We start from the raw sequence: 15,950 nt of genomic DNA, 5'->3' as shown, positions 1-15,950 counted from the left end.
GAGGGCCGATTTTCGCCCTCTCATGGCCCTTCCGCTCAAACAGGCAAAATCTCGTAGTTGAAATAATTGGGTTTTCTGAATCTCTAGGGCTGCGAACTTGCGCCTCAGGCACCCTAAAAAACCTATTTCAACAACCTGCTAACTCTTTGAATTAGCCCAAAGCTCAAGGCCCTCCTGCGCAAGGCAGCCGAACGAACCCGAGACAACCTCTGGGACAAAATCGGCCACGTCCTCGACGCCTTCACGGCCCATGAGTGCGCCAACTACTTCCGTCACGCAGGCTACGACCCAACTTGAGCGTCGATTGCTCTAGCTATTCGGAATCTTGCTGCATAGGGTCGCCCCGTGCGGAGCTTTCGCTCCTCGGGGGACGACCAAAAATGCACAGGACTCTGAGAGCCGCCCTGCTTGGGGCGGCGAGCGCCGCTTTGGCCGCGTCAGCGTCGGCGGCGGTCGTGACGACGACCTACACGGGAACCGTCTCGTCAGGCTTCGATGGGAGGGGAGACTTCTTCCAGGCCGGGACCGACCTCACAGGGATGACCTTCAAGGTGGTCTTCCTCACGGATGATGCAACGGTCGGCGTCGAGAGCACATCGGACGCCGTCTCGTCGTTCATCAGCGGAGGCTTTCAGACGCCCGCCAACCCGCTCTCCCCCGTCAAGGCGACAGTGACGATCGGCGGAGCGAGCTTTCAACTCGACGGAGGCTTTCAGGGCACTTCCCTAGAAGTCGCCAGCACCTGCGCGCCGGATTGCAGCAACGGAGAAATTGGCTCCGTAGCAAGCGAATTCAAGAAAGAAGGTCTCGGGTTCTTCGGAACTAGAAATGTCGCCATGGAATTATTTTCAAATAATCCCAAGGTATTCAGTGGGGACTATCACAAATCCCTCTTCCATGTCGTGCAGCCTGGCGAGGTGAATTTTCCGGATTCCAGCCACGGTCGGCTTACTGACAACTTTTTCGACGAAACGGCAGGTGAATATATTTACAATACCTTTGCCGATTTCGACATCGCGACGGTGCGGGTCGGCTCCGTTCCTGAACCGGGAACCTGGGCGCTTCTCATATTCGGCTTAGCCGCCGTCGGCACGGCGATGCGTCGCCGCAAGCTGGCGATAGCCTCGGGCTAAGCTGCGCCACGAGGTCAAATCCTCGCGGGCACGCCTGCGGAATCTAGAGCAAACGACCGGTGAGTTGAATCGGACGTGATCGTGCGGGGGATTCCGACGAGTGCGTAGGCGTGAGTCCATGTGGGCCTCTGATTCGGGAGGCTTCGATGGGCAAGGCGCGATTAGAGCGCGTCGGGCGGCGAAACCGGTATCCACTTTCGCCTGACGCGCTCTAGGTCAAGGCCCCCAGCGCCGCCAGGGCGCGGTCCTTGATGGCCTTGTAGTCGACCTTGCCGTTCGGGGCCCGGCCGATGCTGTCGACCACCACGAGTTCGCGCGGCGCCTTGTAGGCGGCCAGCTGGGCGCGGACGTGATCGGACAGCTCCGGCAGGGTCGGGGCCTCGCCGGCCTCGGCCTCGACCACCGCGCAGATGCGTTCGCCGAAGCGGGCGTCCGGCACGCCCACGACCACGGCGTCGCGCACGGCGGCGTGGCGCTTCAGCGCCTCCTCGACCTCTTCGGGGAAGACCTTCTCGCCGCCGGTGTTGATGCAGACCGAGCCGCGGCCCAGCAGCTTGAGGGTGCCGTCGGTATTGACCTCGGCCCAGTCGCCGGGCACCGACCAGCGGATCCCCTCGATGACCTTGAAGGTGGCGCCCGACTTGGCCTCGTCCTTGTAGTAGCCCATCGGCAGGAAGCCGGTGACCGCCACCAGTCCGCGCTCGCCGGAGCCCGGCACGACGCGGCGGCCGTCCTCGGTGAAGACGCCGGTGTTCGGCCCCAGCATGAAGGCCGCGGTCTGGGCCTCCGCGCCGGCGGCCGACGCCGAGGCGCCAAGGCCCACCGCCTCGGACGAGCCGAAGCTGTCGGCGATCACCGCGGTGGGCATGTGGCCGAGCAGGCCGCGCTTGTTCTCATAGCTCCACATCGAGCCGGAAGAGCTCATGGCCCGGACACTGGAGAGGTCCCAGCGGCTCGGGTTGGCGTCCAGCGCCTCCAGCATCGGGGTCGAGAAGGCCAGGCCCACCAGGACGACGCCGGTGGCCTCCAGCCGCTCGACCTCGTTCCAGAGCTCGATCGCGTCGAACTTGCGCGACGGGAGCACCGCCACCGTGCCGCCGTTGAAGAAGCTGATGAACGACGAGAACTGACCCGTGCCGTGCATCAGCGGCGCGGCGATCAGGCTGGTCGGGCGGATGTGGTCGGCGCCGGCGTGGCGGGCGATCAGTTCCGCGATGGACGTCGCCGGCGGTACGCCCAGGGCCGCGTTGCCGCCGGCGCCCAGGACCTGGAACAGGTCGTCCTGCCGCCACATCACGCCCTTGGGCATGCCGGTGGTGCCGCCGGTGTAGAGCAGCAGCAGGTCGTCGCCCGAGCGGCCCCAGGGCGCCTTCACCGGCCGCTGGGCGGGAACCTTGGCGACCACGCTCTCGTAGTCATCCGCCCAGGCGGGGGTCGGATAGCCCGGCTCCGCGACCGCGACCCAGGCCTTCACGCCTGGCAGCCGCGCGCGGATCTTGTCGACCACGTCGCTGAAGCTGGCGTGGAAGACGATGGCCTCCGCGTCGGCGTTGTCGAACAGGTAGAACAGCTCCTCCGGCCCGTAGCGGTAGTTGGTGTTGACCGGCGCGAACCCGCCCTTGAAGGCCGCGAAGTAGGTCTCGAGGTATTCCACGCCGTTGTAGAGAAAGGCCGCCACCTTGCCCTGCCGGCTCATGCCCCTGGCGATCAGGTGCGCGGCCAGGGCGTCGGCGCGGGCGTCGAACTGCGCCCAGGTGATGGCGCGGTCGCCCTGGATCAGGGCCGCGCGCTCGGATTGCGCGGCCGCGATGGCCTCCCAGATGTCGGCGATCGTCCAACCCATGGCGTCTACGCTCCCAGCGCTTTGTTTCTTGTGGCGAACTTGGCCGTCTGCCGTCGGGTTAAGTCAAACGGGAAGCGCGGTTGTCGACTTGATCTGCTCCATCGCGAACGCCGAGGACACATCCGACAGCGGCACGGCGGCGATCAGCCGGCGGTAGAAGGCGTCATAGGCGGCGATATCCTTGACCAGCACCTTCAGCAGGTAGTCGGTGTCGCCGGACAGCCGGTAGAACTCCACCACCTCCGGCAGGCCGGCCGCCGCCCCGGCGAAGGCGTCCAGCCACTCCTGGTCGTGGCGGCTGGTGCGCACCGAGACGAACACCACCAGTCCCAGGTCCAGCTTCGTCCGGTCCAGCAGGGCCACCCGCTTGACGATCACTCCGCCGTCGGTCAGCCGCTTGATCCGCTTCCAGCAGGGGGTTTGGGACAGGCCGACCCTGAGCGCCAGGTCGGCGATGGCGATGGTGGCGTCGCGCTGCAGCTCACGCAGGATGCGCCGGTCGATGGCATCGAGAACCAGGTCCATGGAATCGCACTCCTGCGGAGAACAAGATTCTACATTCCCGAGCATCCCGGCGAAAGCCGGGCGCAGATGGCAAGATTCGGAGGTGGGTTCGAAGGAGCCGGCGGCCATCCCGTCAGCGTCCTGCTACGCGATCTGGATCCCGGCCTTCGCCGGGATGAGCGGATCGAATGTGGCTACGCCCGAGCTCTGGGGCGCACCTGGAGGCCGGATGGATCCACCGGCATGCCGTGCACCTGCATGTTGTGGCTGTGCGCCAGCTGGTGCAGGGCGAAGGCGGTGGTCATCGCGCCGACGCGGCCCTGGGCGTCCTCGGCGGCGTTCACCGCCTCCTTGGCCAGCTTGAGCGCGAACATCGGCTTGGCCGCGATCCTGACGGCCAGCGCCAGGGTGAAGGCCGCCAGTTCCGCGGCCGGGACCACGTGGTTGACCATCCCCAGCGCCTTGGCCTCCTGCGCGCTCAGCCAGTCGGCGGTGAACAGCAGTTCCTTGGCCTTGCGGACCCCAAGCTCCCAGGGGTGGGCGAAGTACTCCACCCCGGCCACGCCCATGCCCACGGTGTTATCGCAGAAGGCCGCGTCGTCGGCGGCGACGATCAGATCGCAGGGCCAGGCCAGCATCAGCCCGCCGGCGATGCACTTGCCCTGCACCTGGGCGATGGTCGGCTTGGGGATGTTGCGCCAGCGTTCGGAGAGCCCGAGGTAGATCTCCTTCTCCCGCGCCATCCGCCCCTCGGCGCCCGCGCAGCCGAAGCCGCACCAGGTTCCGACCGGCTCGAAGCCCGCCATCTGCCCGGCGATCGTCCCGCCCTCGCGCAGGTCGTGGCCGGACGAGAAGTGTGGCCCCGCCGCCGCCAGGACGATCACCTTGACCTCGTCGTCCTGCGCCGCCCGGTCGAAGGCGGCGTTCAGGGCATAGAGCAGGCCGGTGTCCTGGGCGTTGCGGCTCTCGGGCCGGTTCAGCACGAGCCGCGCGATGTGCGGGGCAGGGGTCTCATAGGCGATGGCGTCGGTCATGGCAGGCTCCCGTGGCGACGCCATAACAGCGCGGCCGGGCCGGCCTGCCTAGTGTTCCGGTGGCGGCGGCCCGACAACGTAGGGCGCGGGCTTGGCGAACGGCACGATGACCAGGGCGCACAGGAACATGATCGCCATCAGCCGGTAGGTGTCGGCGAAGGCCAGGGCGGCGGCTTCGCGGCCCACGACCCGCCCCATCACGCCCTGCGCCATCTGCATCGCCCGCGAGGCGTCGGGGGTCCAGCCCTGAGCGTATTGCGCCAGCCCCTGCAGCATCCCCATGGCGTGGTCGGGGCTCTCGCCCATGGCCGCCGAGAGGCGCGAGGACTGCTCGCGGGTGAAGTCGATCAGCCAGGTGTTGACCACCGCGATGCCGATCGCCCCGCCCAGGTTGCGCATCCGGTTGAACAGGCCGGATGCGTAGCGCAGCTCCTCCGGCGGCACGCCGTTCAGCGCCATGCCCACCGCCGGCACGATGCACAGCAGCATGGCCAGCCCGCGCATCACCTGCGGCCAGAACAGCTCGCGGAAGCCCCAGTTGTCGGTGACCCCGGAGAACAGCCACAGCGAGACGGCGAACATCGTGAAGCCGACCGCGATCACATAGCGCCCGTCCACCTTGGTGGAGAGCCGCGCGGCGATCGGCGCGGTGATGGTCATGGCGATGCCGGTCACGAACACGGTCGTGCCGATCTGCAAGCTGGAGAAACCCCGCACCCGGCCCAGGTAGACCGGGGTCAGATAGGTCGCGGCGTAGAGGCCGAAGCCGACCACCAGGTTCAGCACGCAGGCCATGGCGAAGGTCGGCCGGCGGAACGGCGTCAGCTTCAGGACCGGCATGGTCGAGAAGAACGTCCGCTCGAAGAACACCACGCCGCCCACCACCGACAGCCAGGCGGCGATCTGCACCGCCGGGTCGGTGAACCACTCGTGGCGCGGGCCCTCCTCCAGCACGTACTGCATCCCCCCCAGGAACACCGCCAGCGAGGCCACGTGCAGCCAGTCGATGCGCTTCAGCATTTCCGGCCTGGCGGTGTCCACCTTGCCAAGCAGCGGGAACAGGATGGTGACGGCGACCCCGGGCACGATGTTCATGAAGAACAGCCAGCGCCAGTCGTAGTACTCGGTGATCAGCCCACCCACGCTGGGCCCCAGCGTCGGCGCCAGGGTGGAGACGATGCCCAGGATCGCCGGGATCATCGCCCGCTTGGGCCCGTCGAACATCGCAAAGCCGGTGGCGAACACCAGCGGCACCATCGCCCCGCCGGTGAACCCCTGCAGGGCGCGGAAGGCGATCATCGAGTTGATGTCCCAGGCCAGGCCGCACATCAGGCTGGAGACCGTGAACAGGCCGGCCGACAGGGTGAACAGCCAGCGCGTCGACAGCGCCTGCGACAGGAACGCCGCCAGCGGGATCATCACGATCTCGGCCATCAGATAGGCAGTCTGCACCCAGGCGATCTCGTCCGGACCCGCGTTCAGCCCGGCCTGGATCGAGTTCAGCGACGCCGCGACGATCTGGATGTCCAGCAGCGCCATGAACTGGCCGAAGGCCATGATCGCGAAGATCACCAGCTTGCGGGTCTCGCTGAGGGCGGCGGGGCTGGCGAGCGGCGCGGCGGCGGACAGGGTAGCTGCGGTCATCTCTTGCATTCCGGCGTTTGGCGCTTAATATTATGACCATCATATAAAGGCCCGAACGGCAATGCGCTATAGCGACACCCACAAGGAAGAGACCCGCCGCAAGGTGGTCCGCGCCGCGGCCACCGCGGTGCGGGCCAAGGGGCCGGACGGGGTCGGCGTGGCCGAGATCATGGCGCAGGCCGGCCTCACCCACGGGGGCTTCTATGCCCACTTCCCCAACAAGGAGGCGCTGGTGGTGGCCGCCCTGGAGGAGGCGTTCGGCCAGAGCGCGCGGCGGTTCGCCCGGATGACCGACGGCCTGAGTCACGTCGACGCCCTGACGGCATTCGTGGACTCGTATGTCTCGAGCGAGCACCGGGCGCACCCGGAGCGCGGCTGCCCGATCGCCACCCTCTCCAGCGACCTGCCACGGCAGGGCCGGGCGGTGCGTGACGCCTATGAGGGCGGCGTGCGGCGGCTGATCGCCCGGCTCGCGTCCTGGCTGCCCGAGGATCGGGCCGCCCTGGCGCCGTCGCTGCTGGCCGAGATGGCCGGGGCGGTGTCGCTGTCGCGTGCGATCTCCGACGATGACGCGGCCGCCCAGCTGCTGGCCGACGCCCGGCTCAGCCTGAAGACCCGCATGGGGATCGCCCCATGAACGCCCTCATCCCCGACCGCGCTCAGATGAGCGGCCTGGAACAGCTCCGCGCCGTGTTCGACCCCGAACGGCCCGAGCGCCGCCCCGGCATCGGCAAGACGATGGGCTTCGACGTGATCGAGATCGAGGAAGGCCGCGTGGTGTTCGGCGGCCACCCGGACGAGAGCGTCTACAACCCCATCGGCACGGTGCACGGCGGCTATGCGGCGACCCTGCTGGACAGCTGCGTCGGCTGCGCCGTCCACTCCGCGCTGAAGCCGGGGCAGGGCTATACGACCCTGGAGCTCAAGGTCGCCTACCACCGGCCGATGACCAAGGACACCGGCCCGGTCCGCGCCGAGGGCAAGGTCATTCAGGTCGGCCGCCGCGCGGCCTTCGCCGAGGGCCGCCTCACCGACCTGCAGGGCCGCCTCTACGCCACCGCCACCTCCACCCTCCTGGTGTTCGAGCTATGAAAATGGAAACCATCGCCACGGCTGAGGCCGTGCCCGCCAAGCCCCGGCGCAAGCTGCCGCGCGGCGTCCTGGTGCTGGGGGTGGCCCTGGTGGTCGGCGCCGGCGGGGTCGCCTACCTGCTGGCCGCCAAGCCGACGGCGGCCACCGACAACGCCTATGTGAAGACCGACATGACGGTGGTGGCGCCGCGCGTGCGCGGCCATGTGGCCGAGGTGCTGGTCACCGACAACCAGGCGGTGAAGGCCGGCCAGGTGCTGGTGCGGCTGGACCCCGAGGAATATGCCGCCCGCGTCGCCTCGGCCAAGGGCGACCTGGCCATGGCCGATGCCGCGGTGGCCTCGGCCCAGGCCTCCCTGATCCGGCTGAGCTCCGACGAGGCCGTGTCGGTGGCCGAGGTCCGCGAGGCGGAGACCGGCATCCGCGCCGCCGACGCCGAGGTGCGCCGCGCCCAGGCCGACTGGGCCCGCTACGACGCCCTGCAGAAGACCGGCTTCGCGCCACACAGCACCGCCGACCGCATCGAGACCACCGCCATCGCCGCCGCCGCCGCCGCAGACAAGAGCCGCGCCGGCCTGGCGCTCAGCCGCAGCCAGCAGGCCGCCACCGCCAGCCGCCGGGGCGAACTGATCGCCGCCATCGCCCAGGCCGAAGCTCAGCGGGCCAAGGCCGCCGCCGCCCTGGATCTGGCCCGCCAGGACCAGGACCACGTGGACATCCGCGCGCCGATCGCCGGCGTGGTCGGCGACCGCCAGGCCAATGTCGGCGACTTCGTCCAGCCCGGCTCGCGCCTGCTGGTGGTCAACCCGCTGGACCGGCTCTACATCACCGCCAATTTCAAGGAGACCCAGACCGCGCGCATGCTTCGCGGCCAGGCGGCGGAGGTGAAGGTCGACGCCCTGCCGGGCGTGACCCTGAAGGCCCATGTTGAAAGCTTCGCGCCGGGCACCGGCTCCGAATTCGCCCTGCTGCCGTTCGAACCGGGCGTCGGCAACTTCACCAAGATCGTCCAGCGGGTGCCGGTGAAGCTGCGCTTCGATCCCGGCCAGCCCGACGTCGCCAGGCTGCGCCCCGGCCTGTCGGCCAAGGTCACCGTGGCCCTGGGCGGCTAGACCCACGCACCTCCCCCGTCCCGAAGAGGACGGGGGAGGTGGCGGCGAAGCCGACGGAGGGGGCGCGAAGCCTCAAGCTCAGAGTTGGTGGCCTTGCGCGCCCTCCGTCTCATCGCTTCGCGCTGAGCCACGTCCCCCGAAGTGTGCCCTTCGAGGGAGGAGCAGGAAATCTCACGGCCGGCGTAGACAATCGGGTTATTCCTATCAGTCTGGTAGGAATAACGTCGGGCTTCCTGAGTGCGAGAGCCTGGCCATGCCCGAAGCCCGGATCGAGATCGAGACCGACGACGGCTGCCTCGACGCCTTCGTCGCCTGTCCGGAAGGGCCGGGCCGCCGGCCGCCGGTCCTTCTGCTGGGCGGTCGCGAGGGGCTGGGCGCGGCCGTCGAGGCCGCGGCCAGCCGGCTGAGCGCCCACGGCTACTTCGTCCTCGCCCCCGACTGGACCGCTCGCCCCGCCGAGGACCGCCGCGAGGATGCCGACGCCTGGCTGGATCACCTGGCCGATGAGCGACGCGTCGACGATGGGCGGGTCGCGGTGCTGGGTCATGGCGCGGGCGCGGACCTGGCCCTGCGCGTGGCGGCGTGGCGCGCAGAGCGGATCGCCGCCGTCGCGGCCTTTGGCGGTCGCGGCCTGGACGCTACGGCCGCCCGCGAGATCGCCTGGCGCATCAACGGGCTGGTCCACCTGGGCCACGCCCTGGGCGTCACACCACCGCGGATCGGGCGCCTGGAAGCCGCCCTGACGATGGCCGGCGTCGACTTCGAGGTCGAGATCTATGAGCGCGAGCCCGACTGGAGCCAGCTGTTCGACCTGCTGGCCCGCACGATCGGCCCGCGGCGCGCCGCCTCCGCCCACCTGACCGACGATCACCTAGCCTCTTACAACCTCTAGGCGACCAAAGCGTTATGCCGCATGCATCTTCTGTGGCGCCCGGCTCGCGGCGCGCTAGGATGCGGCAAGCGACTCGGTTCCAGCGACCCCCGCCGGACCTTCGCGACAACATTAGAGCTGGGGGAGCCCATGGCCACTGGTAAGAACACGAACGCCCTGCAGAAGCCGTTGACGCCCTCCGCGGAATTGGCCGCTGTGGTTGGTGCGGGCCAGCTTTCGCGCGGCGAAACCGTGTCGAAGATCTGGGAATACATCAAGAAGAACAACCTGCAGAATCCCGAAAACAAGCGCGAGATTCTGGCCGACGCCAAGCTGAAGCCGGTGTTCGATGGCAAGGACAAGGTCAGCATGTTCGAGATGAACAAGCATCTGGCCAAGCACTTGAAATAGGCGCCTGGCGCGGCGGCCTGCCGCGCTCTGCGTCGTGAGACAGGAGACCTCGCAGGCCGCTCGCCCTGCGAGGTCTTTCGGTTCCGGGCCCAGGCCCCGCAAAACGCCCCAACATCGGACCCGCCAGAGCCTTTCTGGTTCAAGTGGAGTCACTTGAACCAGATAAAAAGGCTCTACCTCTTTGAATTAGAGCGTCGGGCGGCGAAACCGGGATCCACTTTCGCCTGACGCGCTCTAGGGTCTGCGACCCGCACGACCGGCGCCCCGCCTTTTCCCGGTCGAGATCCCCTGCCACGGGTACGTTCGTGAAGTCGCCCAACAGAGCCATCATCCTCGCCGCCGGCCAGGGCAAGCGCCTGCTGCCGCTGACCGAGTCACGGCCGAAATGCCTCATCGAGCTGTCGGGCCGCAGCCTGCTGGCCTGGCAGCTGATGCGCCTGCAGGCGGCCGGGGTCGAGGAAGCGGTCGTCGTCACCGGCTTCCGCGCCGATGCGGTGCAGGCCGAGGTTGCAACGCTCCCCCTGGAGATGCCGGTGCGGCTGGCCTTCAACCCGTTCTATTCGGTGTCAGACAACACCGCCTCCTGCTGGATCGTGCGCGCCGAGTTCGACCGCGACGTGCTGGTGCTGAACGGCGACACCCTGTTCGGGCCCGGCGTGGCCGAGCGCCTGCTGGCCGCGCCCGAGGCCGACATCACCGTCACCATCGACCGCAAGCCCTCCTACGACGCCGACGACATGAAGGTGCTGACCGAGGTCGGCCGGCTGCGCGCCATCGGCAAGACCATCGAGGCCTATGACGCGGAATCCATCGGGTTCCTGCGCTTCTCCCGGGCGGGCGCGGCGAAGTTCGTGGCCGGCGTCGAGCGAGTGCTGCAGAACCCCGAGGGCCTGAAGCGCTGGTACCTGAGCGTGATCGACGAACTGGCCCGCTCCGGCGTCGACGTGCGGGTGGCCTCCATCGAGGACCTGGAATGGGGTGAGATGGATTTCCCGCAGGACGTGGAGGACCTCAACCGGCTGTCGAGCGGCTGGGACGGAGCCTGGCGATGACGCGCCCCCGGCGGTGCGCGCACCCGGCGCGCCCGTGATCCCCGGCCCGTCCAGTGCCCCGCCCGCTGCGCCGCCGCCCGCGCCGCTCACCGCCAGCGTGCACTACGGCGGGCCGGACCAGCCGCCGCGGGTGTTGCGCGAGCTCTTGCTGGCCAAGATCCAGGCTTCGCCGCCCGGCAGCGACATCGACTGGGCCACCTACTACTTCAGCGACCAGGGGCTGGCCGACGCCCTGATCGCGGCCAAGGCGCGGGGTGTGAACGTGCGCGTCGTCGTCGAGGCCCAGCCGCGCACCGCCGCCGTAAACGCCGCCACCATCGGGAGCCTGAGGCAGGGCCTGGGCGAGGGGCTGTCGCTCCATCGGTCCTGGCTCCGGGGCTCGCACCTGCACGCCAAGATCTACGCCTTTTCCGCGCCGCAGCCCGACGCCCTGATCGGGTCGTACAACCCCTCGGGCGACGTGGTGGACGATCCCAGGCTGGCCGACGAGATCGGCGACCAGGACCGCGGTGAGAACCTGCTGGTGGATTTCCGCGAGCCGGCGGTCGCCAGGGCGCTGCAGGCGCAGGTTCGCCGGCTATGGTCGGGGCGGGGCTACACGCCGTTCTCGCGCCGCCAGAACCGCCCGGTGCAAATCGCGAACGTGACCCTATACTTCTATCCGCGCCTGCGCTCCGACGTGGTCGAGCGCACCCTGGCCCACCTCGGCCCCGGCGACAGCGTCCGCGCGGCGGTGTCGCACATGGACGACGGCGGGTTCGCCCAGGGGCTCGGCGCGGCGGCGCGGCGGGGCGCGAAGATCCAGCTGATCGTGCATGACACCACGCGCCGGGTGCCGGAGGCCGTGGTGCTGGGATTGCGGCGCGCCGGGGTCGCGGTCCAGCGCTACTGCGTCGCCGACCGCCTGCCGATGCACGCCAAGTTCGTCATCGTCGAGCGCCACCAGCGCCGCGCCGCCTGGTTCGGCAGCCTCAACTACAACCTCACCTCGCGCTACCTGAACCAGGAAGTCCTGGCCCGCAGCACCGACGCCGACCTGGTGGACGACCTGGAGGGTCGGTTCCGGGTGCTCACCCAGGCCGCCGACAAGGGAGACTGCGTGGCCGCGAAACCTTAAGCGCGGCGCCTATCCCGGTTCACCGACGATCCGGCGGACCAGGTCGAGGTCGGCCGGCTTGTCGACGTCGACGGAGGCCAGGCCGAAGGGGGTCTCGACGATCGTGGCGCGGACCCCGGCCAGCCTGCCCAGCCGGGCGGCGGCGTCCTTCAGCGACAGCTGGCCGGCGGCGTAGCGCAGCAGCATGCCCGGGCCCAGGATCTGGGCCATGCGCCAGGGCCGCTTGCGCTCGGCCTCCACGCGGCGCCAGAGGTCGACGACGCCCAGGGCCCGGTCGTTGGCCAGGTAGAACAGGTTGCAGCCGGACCAGTGGCCATCGGCCAGCTTCAGCCAGGTCCGGTGGGTGTCCGGCGCGGCGGCCTCCACAGTGGCTCGCCGGGCGATCAGCGCGGCGACGTCGGCATCGGCGGGCGCATCGGCCAGGAAGCGCTCGACCCATTCGGCCTGGAGCAGCGCGTGGTCGGCGGTGGTCACCAGCAGCGGCGTTCCGAGCGCTTCGGAGCCGGCCCTGACGCTCAGGCTGGGCCCGGCGGCCTCATCCAGGGCCTCGACGCGGAGCCGCGTGGCCTCGGCGCGCACCTCGGGATGGCTCGTGACCACGGCGACCCGGGCCGCGCCGGCCGCCCGGAGCGCGCCGACCACCCGGGCCAGCAGGGTCTGGCCCCGCAGCCGGATCAGCGCCTTGTGGGCCACGCCGGCATAGTCGGCGACCGAATCGACGCCCCCGCGCGATCCGGCCAGGACGAGCGCCTTGAACGGGGTCACGCCAGCGCCTTCTCGTAGAGCCGATAGGTCTTGTAGACCTTGGCCCCGCCGGCGTCGCAGATGCGGCGCATAGGCAGGTTGTCCTCCAGCACCCAGCTGAGCTCGTAGCGCTCATAGCCCAGCCGGCGCGCCGCCCGGGCGGTGGCATCGATCAGCTGGAACGGCAGCAGCTGGCCGCGGAGCGTGGCGGCGAACTTGCGCTTGACGCCCATCAGCGGCACCCGTCCGGTCTTCACGCCGCGGACCTTCAGCCGCCACAGCAGCTTGGCCCAGCCGAACGGGAACAGCTTGCCCTTCAGGTCGGCGATCGCCTCGTTGATGTTAGGCAGCAGGATCATGAAGCCCGCCGGCTCGCCGTCGATCTCGGCGAACCAGGTCAGCCGCTTGTCGATCAGCAGCTTGAGGGTGGCGGCCAGGGCCTTGGTCTCGGCCTGGGTGGTGGGGGTGAAGCCCCAGTTGCCGGACCAGGCGTCGTTGAGGATGCCGGTCAGGGTATCGACCTCCGCGTCGAACCGCCCCATGTCCAGCTCGCGCAGGACCACGCCCTCGGGCAGGCCCTTGCTCAGGCGGCGTAGGATCGGGGCCGGCAGGTCGTCGGCGACGCTACAGACATAGGCGTAGAGGTCCTTGGCGCGGGCATAGCCCTGGCCCTCGATGCGGCCCGGCGTGTGGCGGGCGTCGTGGCTCGTCATGAACATCGGCGGCTGGTTGGCGCCCTCGACCAGCAGGCCGACCTCCTCGTTGGTCGACAGGTTGACCGGGCCCAGGGCGGATTTGCAGCCCCGCGCGCGCAGCCAGTCCTCGGCCGTGCGGAACAGGGCGGCGAATACCTCCGGGTCGTCCTCGGCGGCGATCAGGCCGAAGTTGCCGACCCCTTCGGCGGTCTGCGGGTTGAGATGGTCGATCTGGGCGCTGATCCGGCCTACGTCGCGGCCATCCTTGACCGCCAGCCAGAACTGGACCTCGGCGTGCTGGAAGAACGGGTTGCCCTTGGCGGTCAGCGACTCCTGCCGTTCGAAGATCAGCGGCGCGATATAGTTCGGGTCGCCGGCGTTCAGCCGCATGGGCACGCGGATGAACCGGTCCAGCTCGGCCTTGGCGACGACTGGAACGATCTGGAGCCCCCCGGCGGCCATCATCCCTCCAGGTAGAGCAAGGCCGTGACCCCCAGCGCCCCAAACATCGCCGGGGCCGCCCAGGCCGCCAGGATCGGCGGCGCGGCGCCGTTCTCGCCCAGGGCGGTGAACGCGCCGTCGAACACCAGGAACAGCAGTCCCGCCGCCAGGCACTGGACCAGCAGCGTCGCCCCTCCGCCGCGGAAATTGGCCAGGGCGGCCGGCGCGGACAGCAGCAGCATCACCAGGCAGGCGATGGGCGCGGCCCAGGCCCGTTGCAGCTGGGTGTCATAGAAGGTGCGCGGGCGCACCGAGAGCCCGCCGGCCAGCGCCCGGCTGGCCTCCGCCGGAGTCACCAGGGTCTGGCCCATGGCCAGCGCGCGGACATCGCCCGGCCGCAGGTCCTGGGTCCAGTCCATCACCCGCGCCGCGCCCTGCGAGACGCTGGCGGTCCCCAGGGTCTCGAACGTGGGCTCGACGAGCTGCCAGCGCACGCCGTTGTAGATGGCGGTCTTGGCGCTGGTGCGCTCCACCAGCCGGCCGGCCGGATCGCGGCGGTAGATGGTGACGTTCTCCAGGCTGCGGCCGTCCGGGTCGCGCGGCACGGCCACGACGATCTCGTTGCCAACCCGGAAGGTGACCGGATCGACGATCTTGGTGGGGTCCTTGGGCGCGCTCGCCTGCCACCAGACGCTCAGCACCTCGTCGGTGTGGGGGGCGACCACCATGCCGACGGCCAGCTGCGCCAGGGCCACGACCAGAACGGTCGGCACGGCCATCAGGGTGATCCGATAGGCCGAGATGCCGGTCGAGCGCATGGCCGTCACGGCGCTGTCGCCCGCCAGCTTGGCGAAGGCGAACAGCGACCCGGCCAGCACGGCCAGCGGGGCGGCCTGTTCGAACAGCCGCGGGGCCCGCAGCAGGGCGTAGTAGCCCACCCCCAGCGCGCCCAGCTTGCGGTCGAGGATCGAGGTGGTGACCTCGAGCAGGTCGATGATCTGCAGGATGCCCATCAGCACCGCCAGGGCGGCGAGCACGCGCCAACTCATCAGCCGCAGCAGATAGGCGCCGAGCGTCATGCCGGCGTCTCGGCCGGCTTCGGGCGGAAGCGGGAGATCAGGGTCGAGATGTGCTCCATCGCCTGGCCGATGGGCGTCTCGCCGGGCCGTTTGAGGCTGGTGAGGAAGACCGTGAAAGCGATCGCCGCCATCCCGAAGAACGGCGCGCCGACCGCCAGCTCCGGCGACATCCGGCCGGTGGTGGCCAGGCCCTGGCCCAGCTGCACGAGATGGAAGAAGGCCAGCAGCAGCAGTCCGCCGACCAACATCCCCGGCGCGCGCCCGCTGCGCTTGGCCGACAGCCCCAGGGGCACGCCCAGGAGCGCCAGCAGCGGCAGCACGAAGGCCTTCGCCAGCCGGCCATAGAGTTCGGCCCGGAGCGCGGGCTCCGAGATCAGCGAATGGCCGCCCTCCGCCTGCCGGGCGAGTTCGAACAGGGTCAGCTCCCGCTCGTCGCCGCCGCGGGCCCGGAGCAGCTTCGCCGGCCCGGTGACCGGCAGCACCATGGTGAAGTCCTTGAAGCTCAGGATCTCGGGCTGGCCCTGGTCGTTGAACCGCAGCTGCTGGCCGTTCTGCATCATCAGCCGCACGCTCTTGCCGTCGGGGGTGCGGAGGATCTCGGCCATGCCGGCTGTAGTGATCTCCTCGCGGTGCTTGTCGGTCATCCGGCGGATGAAGACGTGGCCCAGCCGCTGGCCGGCGGTGTCCGCCTCGTCGGTGGTCATGGTAAGGTCCTGCGACGGGACCAGGATGGTCTCCGCCGGCACCAGCCCGTTCCAGCCGGCGTTCTGCGCCGAATGCAGCACCGCGCGATAGGCGTAGCGGCTGTACGGCTGCAGAAACCCGAACACCAGCAGGCTCACCGCCGTCAGCGCCGCCGCCAGGCACAGATAGGGCGCCGCCAGCCGGGTCAGCGACACGCCGGCCGCCAGCAGGGCGTCGATCTCCGAGGCCTGGTTCAGCCGGTTCACCACCACCATCAGGGCCAGGAAGAAGGCCGCCGGCATGGTCAGGCCGACGTAGTGCGGCACCAGGTTCACGGCCAACTGCGCCACGAAGCCGAACCGGTCGTTGGACGCCGCCAGCATGTCCAGCAGGCGCAGGATGCGCTCCAGCAGCAGCGCGATCAGGGTCACCCCGGTCGCGCCCACCATCGGCCAGAAGGCCAGGCGCAGCAGATAGCGATCGACGAGGCTCAACAG

Annotated in this window: 16 protein-coding genes and 1 pseudogene; 9 read left to right on the top strand and 8 right to left on the bottom strand. The window is 69.5% G+C overall.

Features of this window, described 5'->3' with window-relative positions; translation table 11 throughout:
- Nucleotides 1–159: 159 nt before the first annotated feature.
- Nucleotides 160–297: pseudogene (locus Q0R13_RS00545) on the top strand (IS630 family transposase); the annotation flags it as partial.
- Between the two features lie 158 nt (nucleotides 298–455).
- Nucleotides 456–1,133 carry a PEPxxWA-CTERM sorting domain-containing protein gene (locus tag Q0R13_RS00540; RefSeq protein ID WP_293897842.1) on the top strand — a complete coding sequence of 226 codons (678 nt, stop codon included), beginning with the start codon at nucleotides 456–458 and terminating at the stop codon, nucleotides 1,131–1,133.
- A gap of 211 nt (nucleotides 1,134–1,344) precedes the next feature.
- Here the strand turns inward: Q0R13_RS00540 and Q0R13_RS00535 are convergent, their stop codons facing one another.
- The 4 genes from Q0R13_RS00535 to Q0R13_RS00520 all read right to left on the bottom strand — a co-directional run bounded on the left by Q0R13_RS00535 (nucleotide 1,345) and on the right by Q0R13_RS00520 (nucleotide 6,158).
- A complete protein-coding gene (locus tag Q0R13_RS00535) occupies nucleotides 1,345–2,976 on the bottom strand; it encodes an AMP-binding protein (protein ID WP_293897839.1) in 1,632 nt (543 codons plus the stop codon).
- Nucleotides 2,977–3,039: 63 nt separating this feature from the next.
- Nucleotides 3,040–3,501, bottom strand: coding sequence for an Lrp/AsnC family transcriptional regulator (locus Q0R13_RS00530; RefSeq protein ID WP_293897836.1), 462 nt, complete (start codon nucleotides 3,499–3,501; stop codon nucleotides 3,040–3,042).
- 173 nt (nucleotides 3,502–3,674) lie between these two features.
- The gene (locus Q0R13_RS00525) at nucleotides 3,675–4,514 is read right to left on the bottom strand and encodes an enoyl-CoA hydratase (protein ID WP_293897833.1); all 840 of its coding nucleotides are present in this window, start codon (nucleotides 4,512–4,514) and stop codon (nucleotides 3,675–3,677) included.
- A 48-nt stretch (nucleotides 4,515–4,562) separates the two neighbouring features.
- The gene (locus Q0R13_RS00520; RefSeq protein ID WP_293897830.1) at nucleotides 4,563–6,158 is read right to left on the bottom strand and encodes a DHA2 family efflux MFS transporter permease subunit; all 1,596 of its coding nucleotides are present in this window, start codon (nucleotides 6,156–6,158) and stop codon (nucleotides 4,563–4,565) included.
- Between the two features lie 61 nt (nucleotides 6,159–6,219).
- Between Q0R13_RS00520 and Q0R13_RS00515 the strand changes: the two genes are divergently transcribed.
- The 7 genes from Q0R13_RS00515 (at nucleotide 6,220) to Q0R13_RS00485 (ending at nucleotide 11,810) form a co-directional block, all read left to right on the top strand.
- Nucleotides 6,220–6,795 carry a TetR/AcrR family transcriptional regulator gene (locus Q0R13_RS00515; protein WP_293897827.1) on the top strand — a complete coding sequence of 192 codons (576 nt, stop codon included), beginning with the start codon at nucleotides 6,220–6,222 and terminating at the stop codon, nucleotides 6,793–6,795.
- Nucleotides 6,792–7,250, top strand: coding sequence for a PaaI family thioesterase (locus Q0R13_RS00510; protein WP_293897824.1), 459 nt, complete (start codon nucleotides 6,792–6,794; stop codon nucleotides 7,248–7,250). Before Q0R13_RS00515 ends, Q0R13_RS00510 begins: the two co-directional genes overlap by 4 nt.
- Complete coding sequence (locus tag Q0R13_RS00505; protein WP_293897821.1) at nucleotides 7,247–8,359, top strand: HlyD family secretion protein; 1,113 nt, start codon at nucleotides 7,247–7,249, stop codon at nucleotides 8,357–8,359. Before Q0R13_RS00510 ends, Q0R13_RS00505 begins: the two co-directional genes overlap by 4 nt.
- A gap of 253 nt (nucleotides 8,360–8,612) precedes the next feature.
- Nucleotides 8,613–9,251 carry a dienelactone hydrolase family protein gene (locus Q0R13_RS00500; protein ID WP_293897818.1) on the top strand — a complete coding sequence of 213 codons (639 nt, stop codon included), beginning with the start codon at nucleotides 8,613–8,615 and terminating at the stop codon, nucleotides 9,249–9,251.
- Nucleotides 9,252–9,380: 129 nt separating this feature from the next.
- Nucleotides 9,381–9,641, top strand: a complete 261-nt coding sequence (locus Q0R13_RS00495; RefSeq protein WP_293897815.1) for an SWIB/MDM2 domain-containing protein — start codon at nucleotides 9,381–9,383, stop codon at nucleotides 9,639–9,641.
- 305 nt (nucleotides 9,642–9,946) lie between these two features.
- The gene (locus Q0R13_RS00490) at nucleotides 9,947–10,693 is read left to right on the top strand and encodes a phosphocholine cytidylyltransferase family protein (protein WP_293897812.1); all 747 of its coding nucleotides are present in this window, start codon (nucleotides 9,947–9,949) and stop codon (nucleotides 10,691–10,693) included.
- A gap of 13 nt (nucleotides 10,694–10,706) precedes the next feature.
- Entirely contained in the window at nucleotides 10,707–11,810 is a 1,104-nt protein-coding gene (locus tag Q0R13_RS00485) for a phosphatidylserine/phosphatidylglycerophosphate/cardiolipin synthase family protein (protein ID WP_293897809.1), read from the top strand.
- Nucleotides 11,811–11,819: 9 nt separating this feature from the next.
- Here Q0R13_RS00485 and Q0R13_RS00480 read toward each other — a convergent pair whose 3' ends face one another.
- From Q0R13_RS00480 to Q0R13_RS00465, 4 genes are read right to left on the bottom strand one after another with little or no spacing between them, the layout of a single operon-like run.
- Nucleotides 11,820–12,575, bottom strand: a complete 756-nt coding sequence (locus tag Q0R13_RS00480; protein WP_293897806.1) for an NTP transferase domain-containing protein — start codon at nucleotides 12,573–12,575, stop codon at nucleotides 11,820–11,822.
- On the bottom strand, nucleotides 12,572–13,711 hold the full coding sequence (locus tag Q0R13_RS00475) for a dATP pyrophosphohydrolase (RefSeq protein WP_293897803.1): 1,140 nt from the start codon (nucleotides 13,709–13,711) through the stop codon (nucleotides 12,572–12,574). Before Q0R13_RS00475 ends, Q0R13_RS00480 begins: the two co-directional genes overlap by 4 nt.
- Entirely contained in the window at nucleotides 13,711–14,769 is a 1,059-nt protein-coding gene (locus Q0R13_RS00470) for an LptF/LptG family permease (protein ID WP_293897800.1), read from the bottom strand. The genes Q0R13_RS00475 and Q0R13_RS00470 overlap by 1 nt, the downstream gene beginning before the upstream one ends.
- Nucleotides 14,766–15,947, bottom strand: a complete 1,182-nt coding sequence (locus tag Q0R13_RS00465) for an LptF/LptG family permease (protein WP_293897797.1) — start codon at nucleotides 15,945–15,947, stop codon at nucleotides 14,766–14,768. Before Q0R13_RS00465 ends, Q0R13_RS00470 begins: the two co-directional genes overlap by 4 nt.
- Nucleotides 15,948–15,950: the final 3 nt, after the last annotated feature.

This window comes from Phenylobacterium sp. (assembly GCF_025351295.1).
Classification (GTDB): Bacteria; Pseudomonadota; Alphaproteobacteria; order Caulobacterales; family Caulobacteraceae; genus Phenylobacterium.
This window is presented reverse-complemented; position numbering and strand designations above follow the sequence as displayed.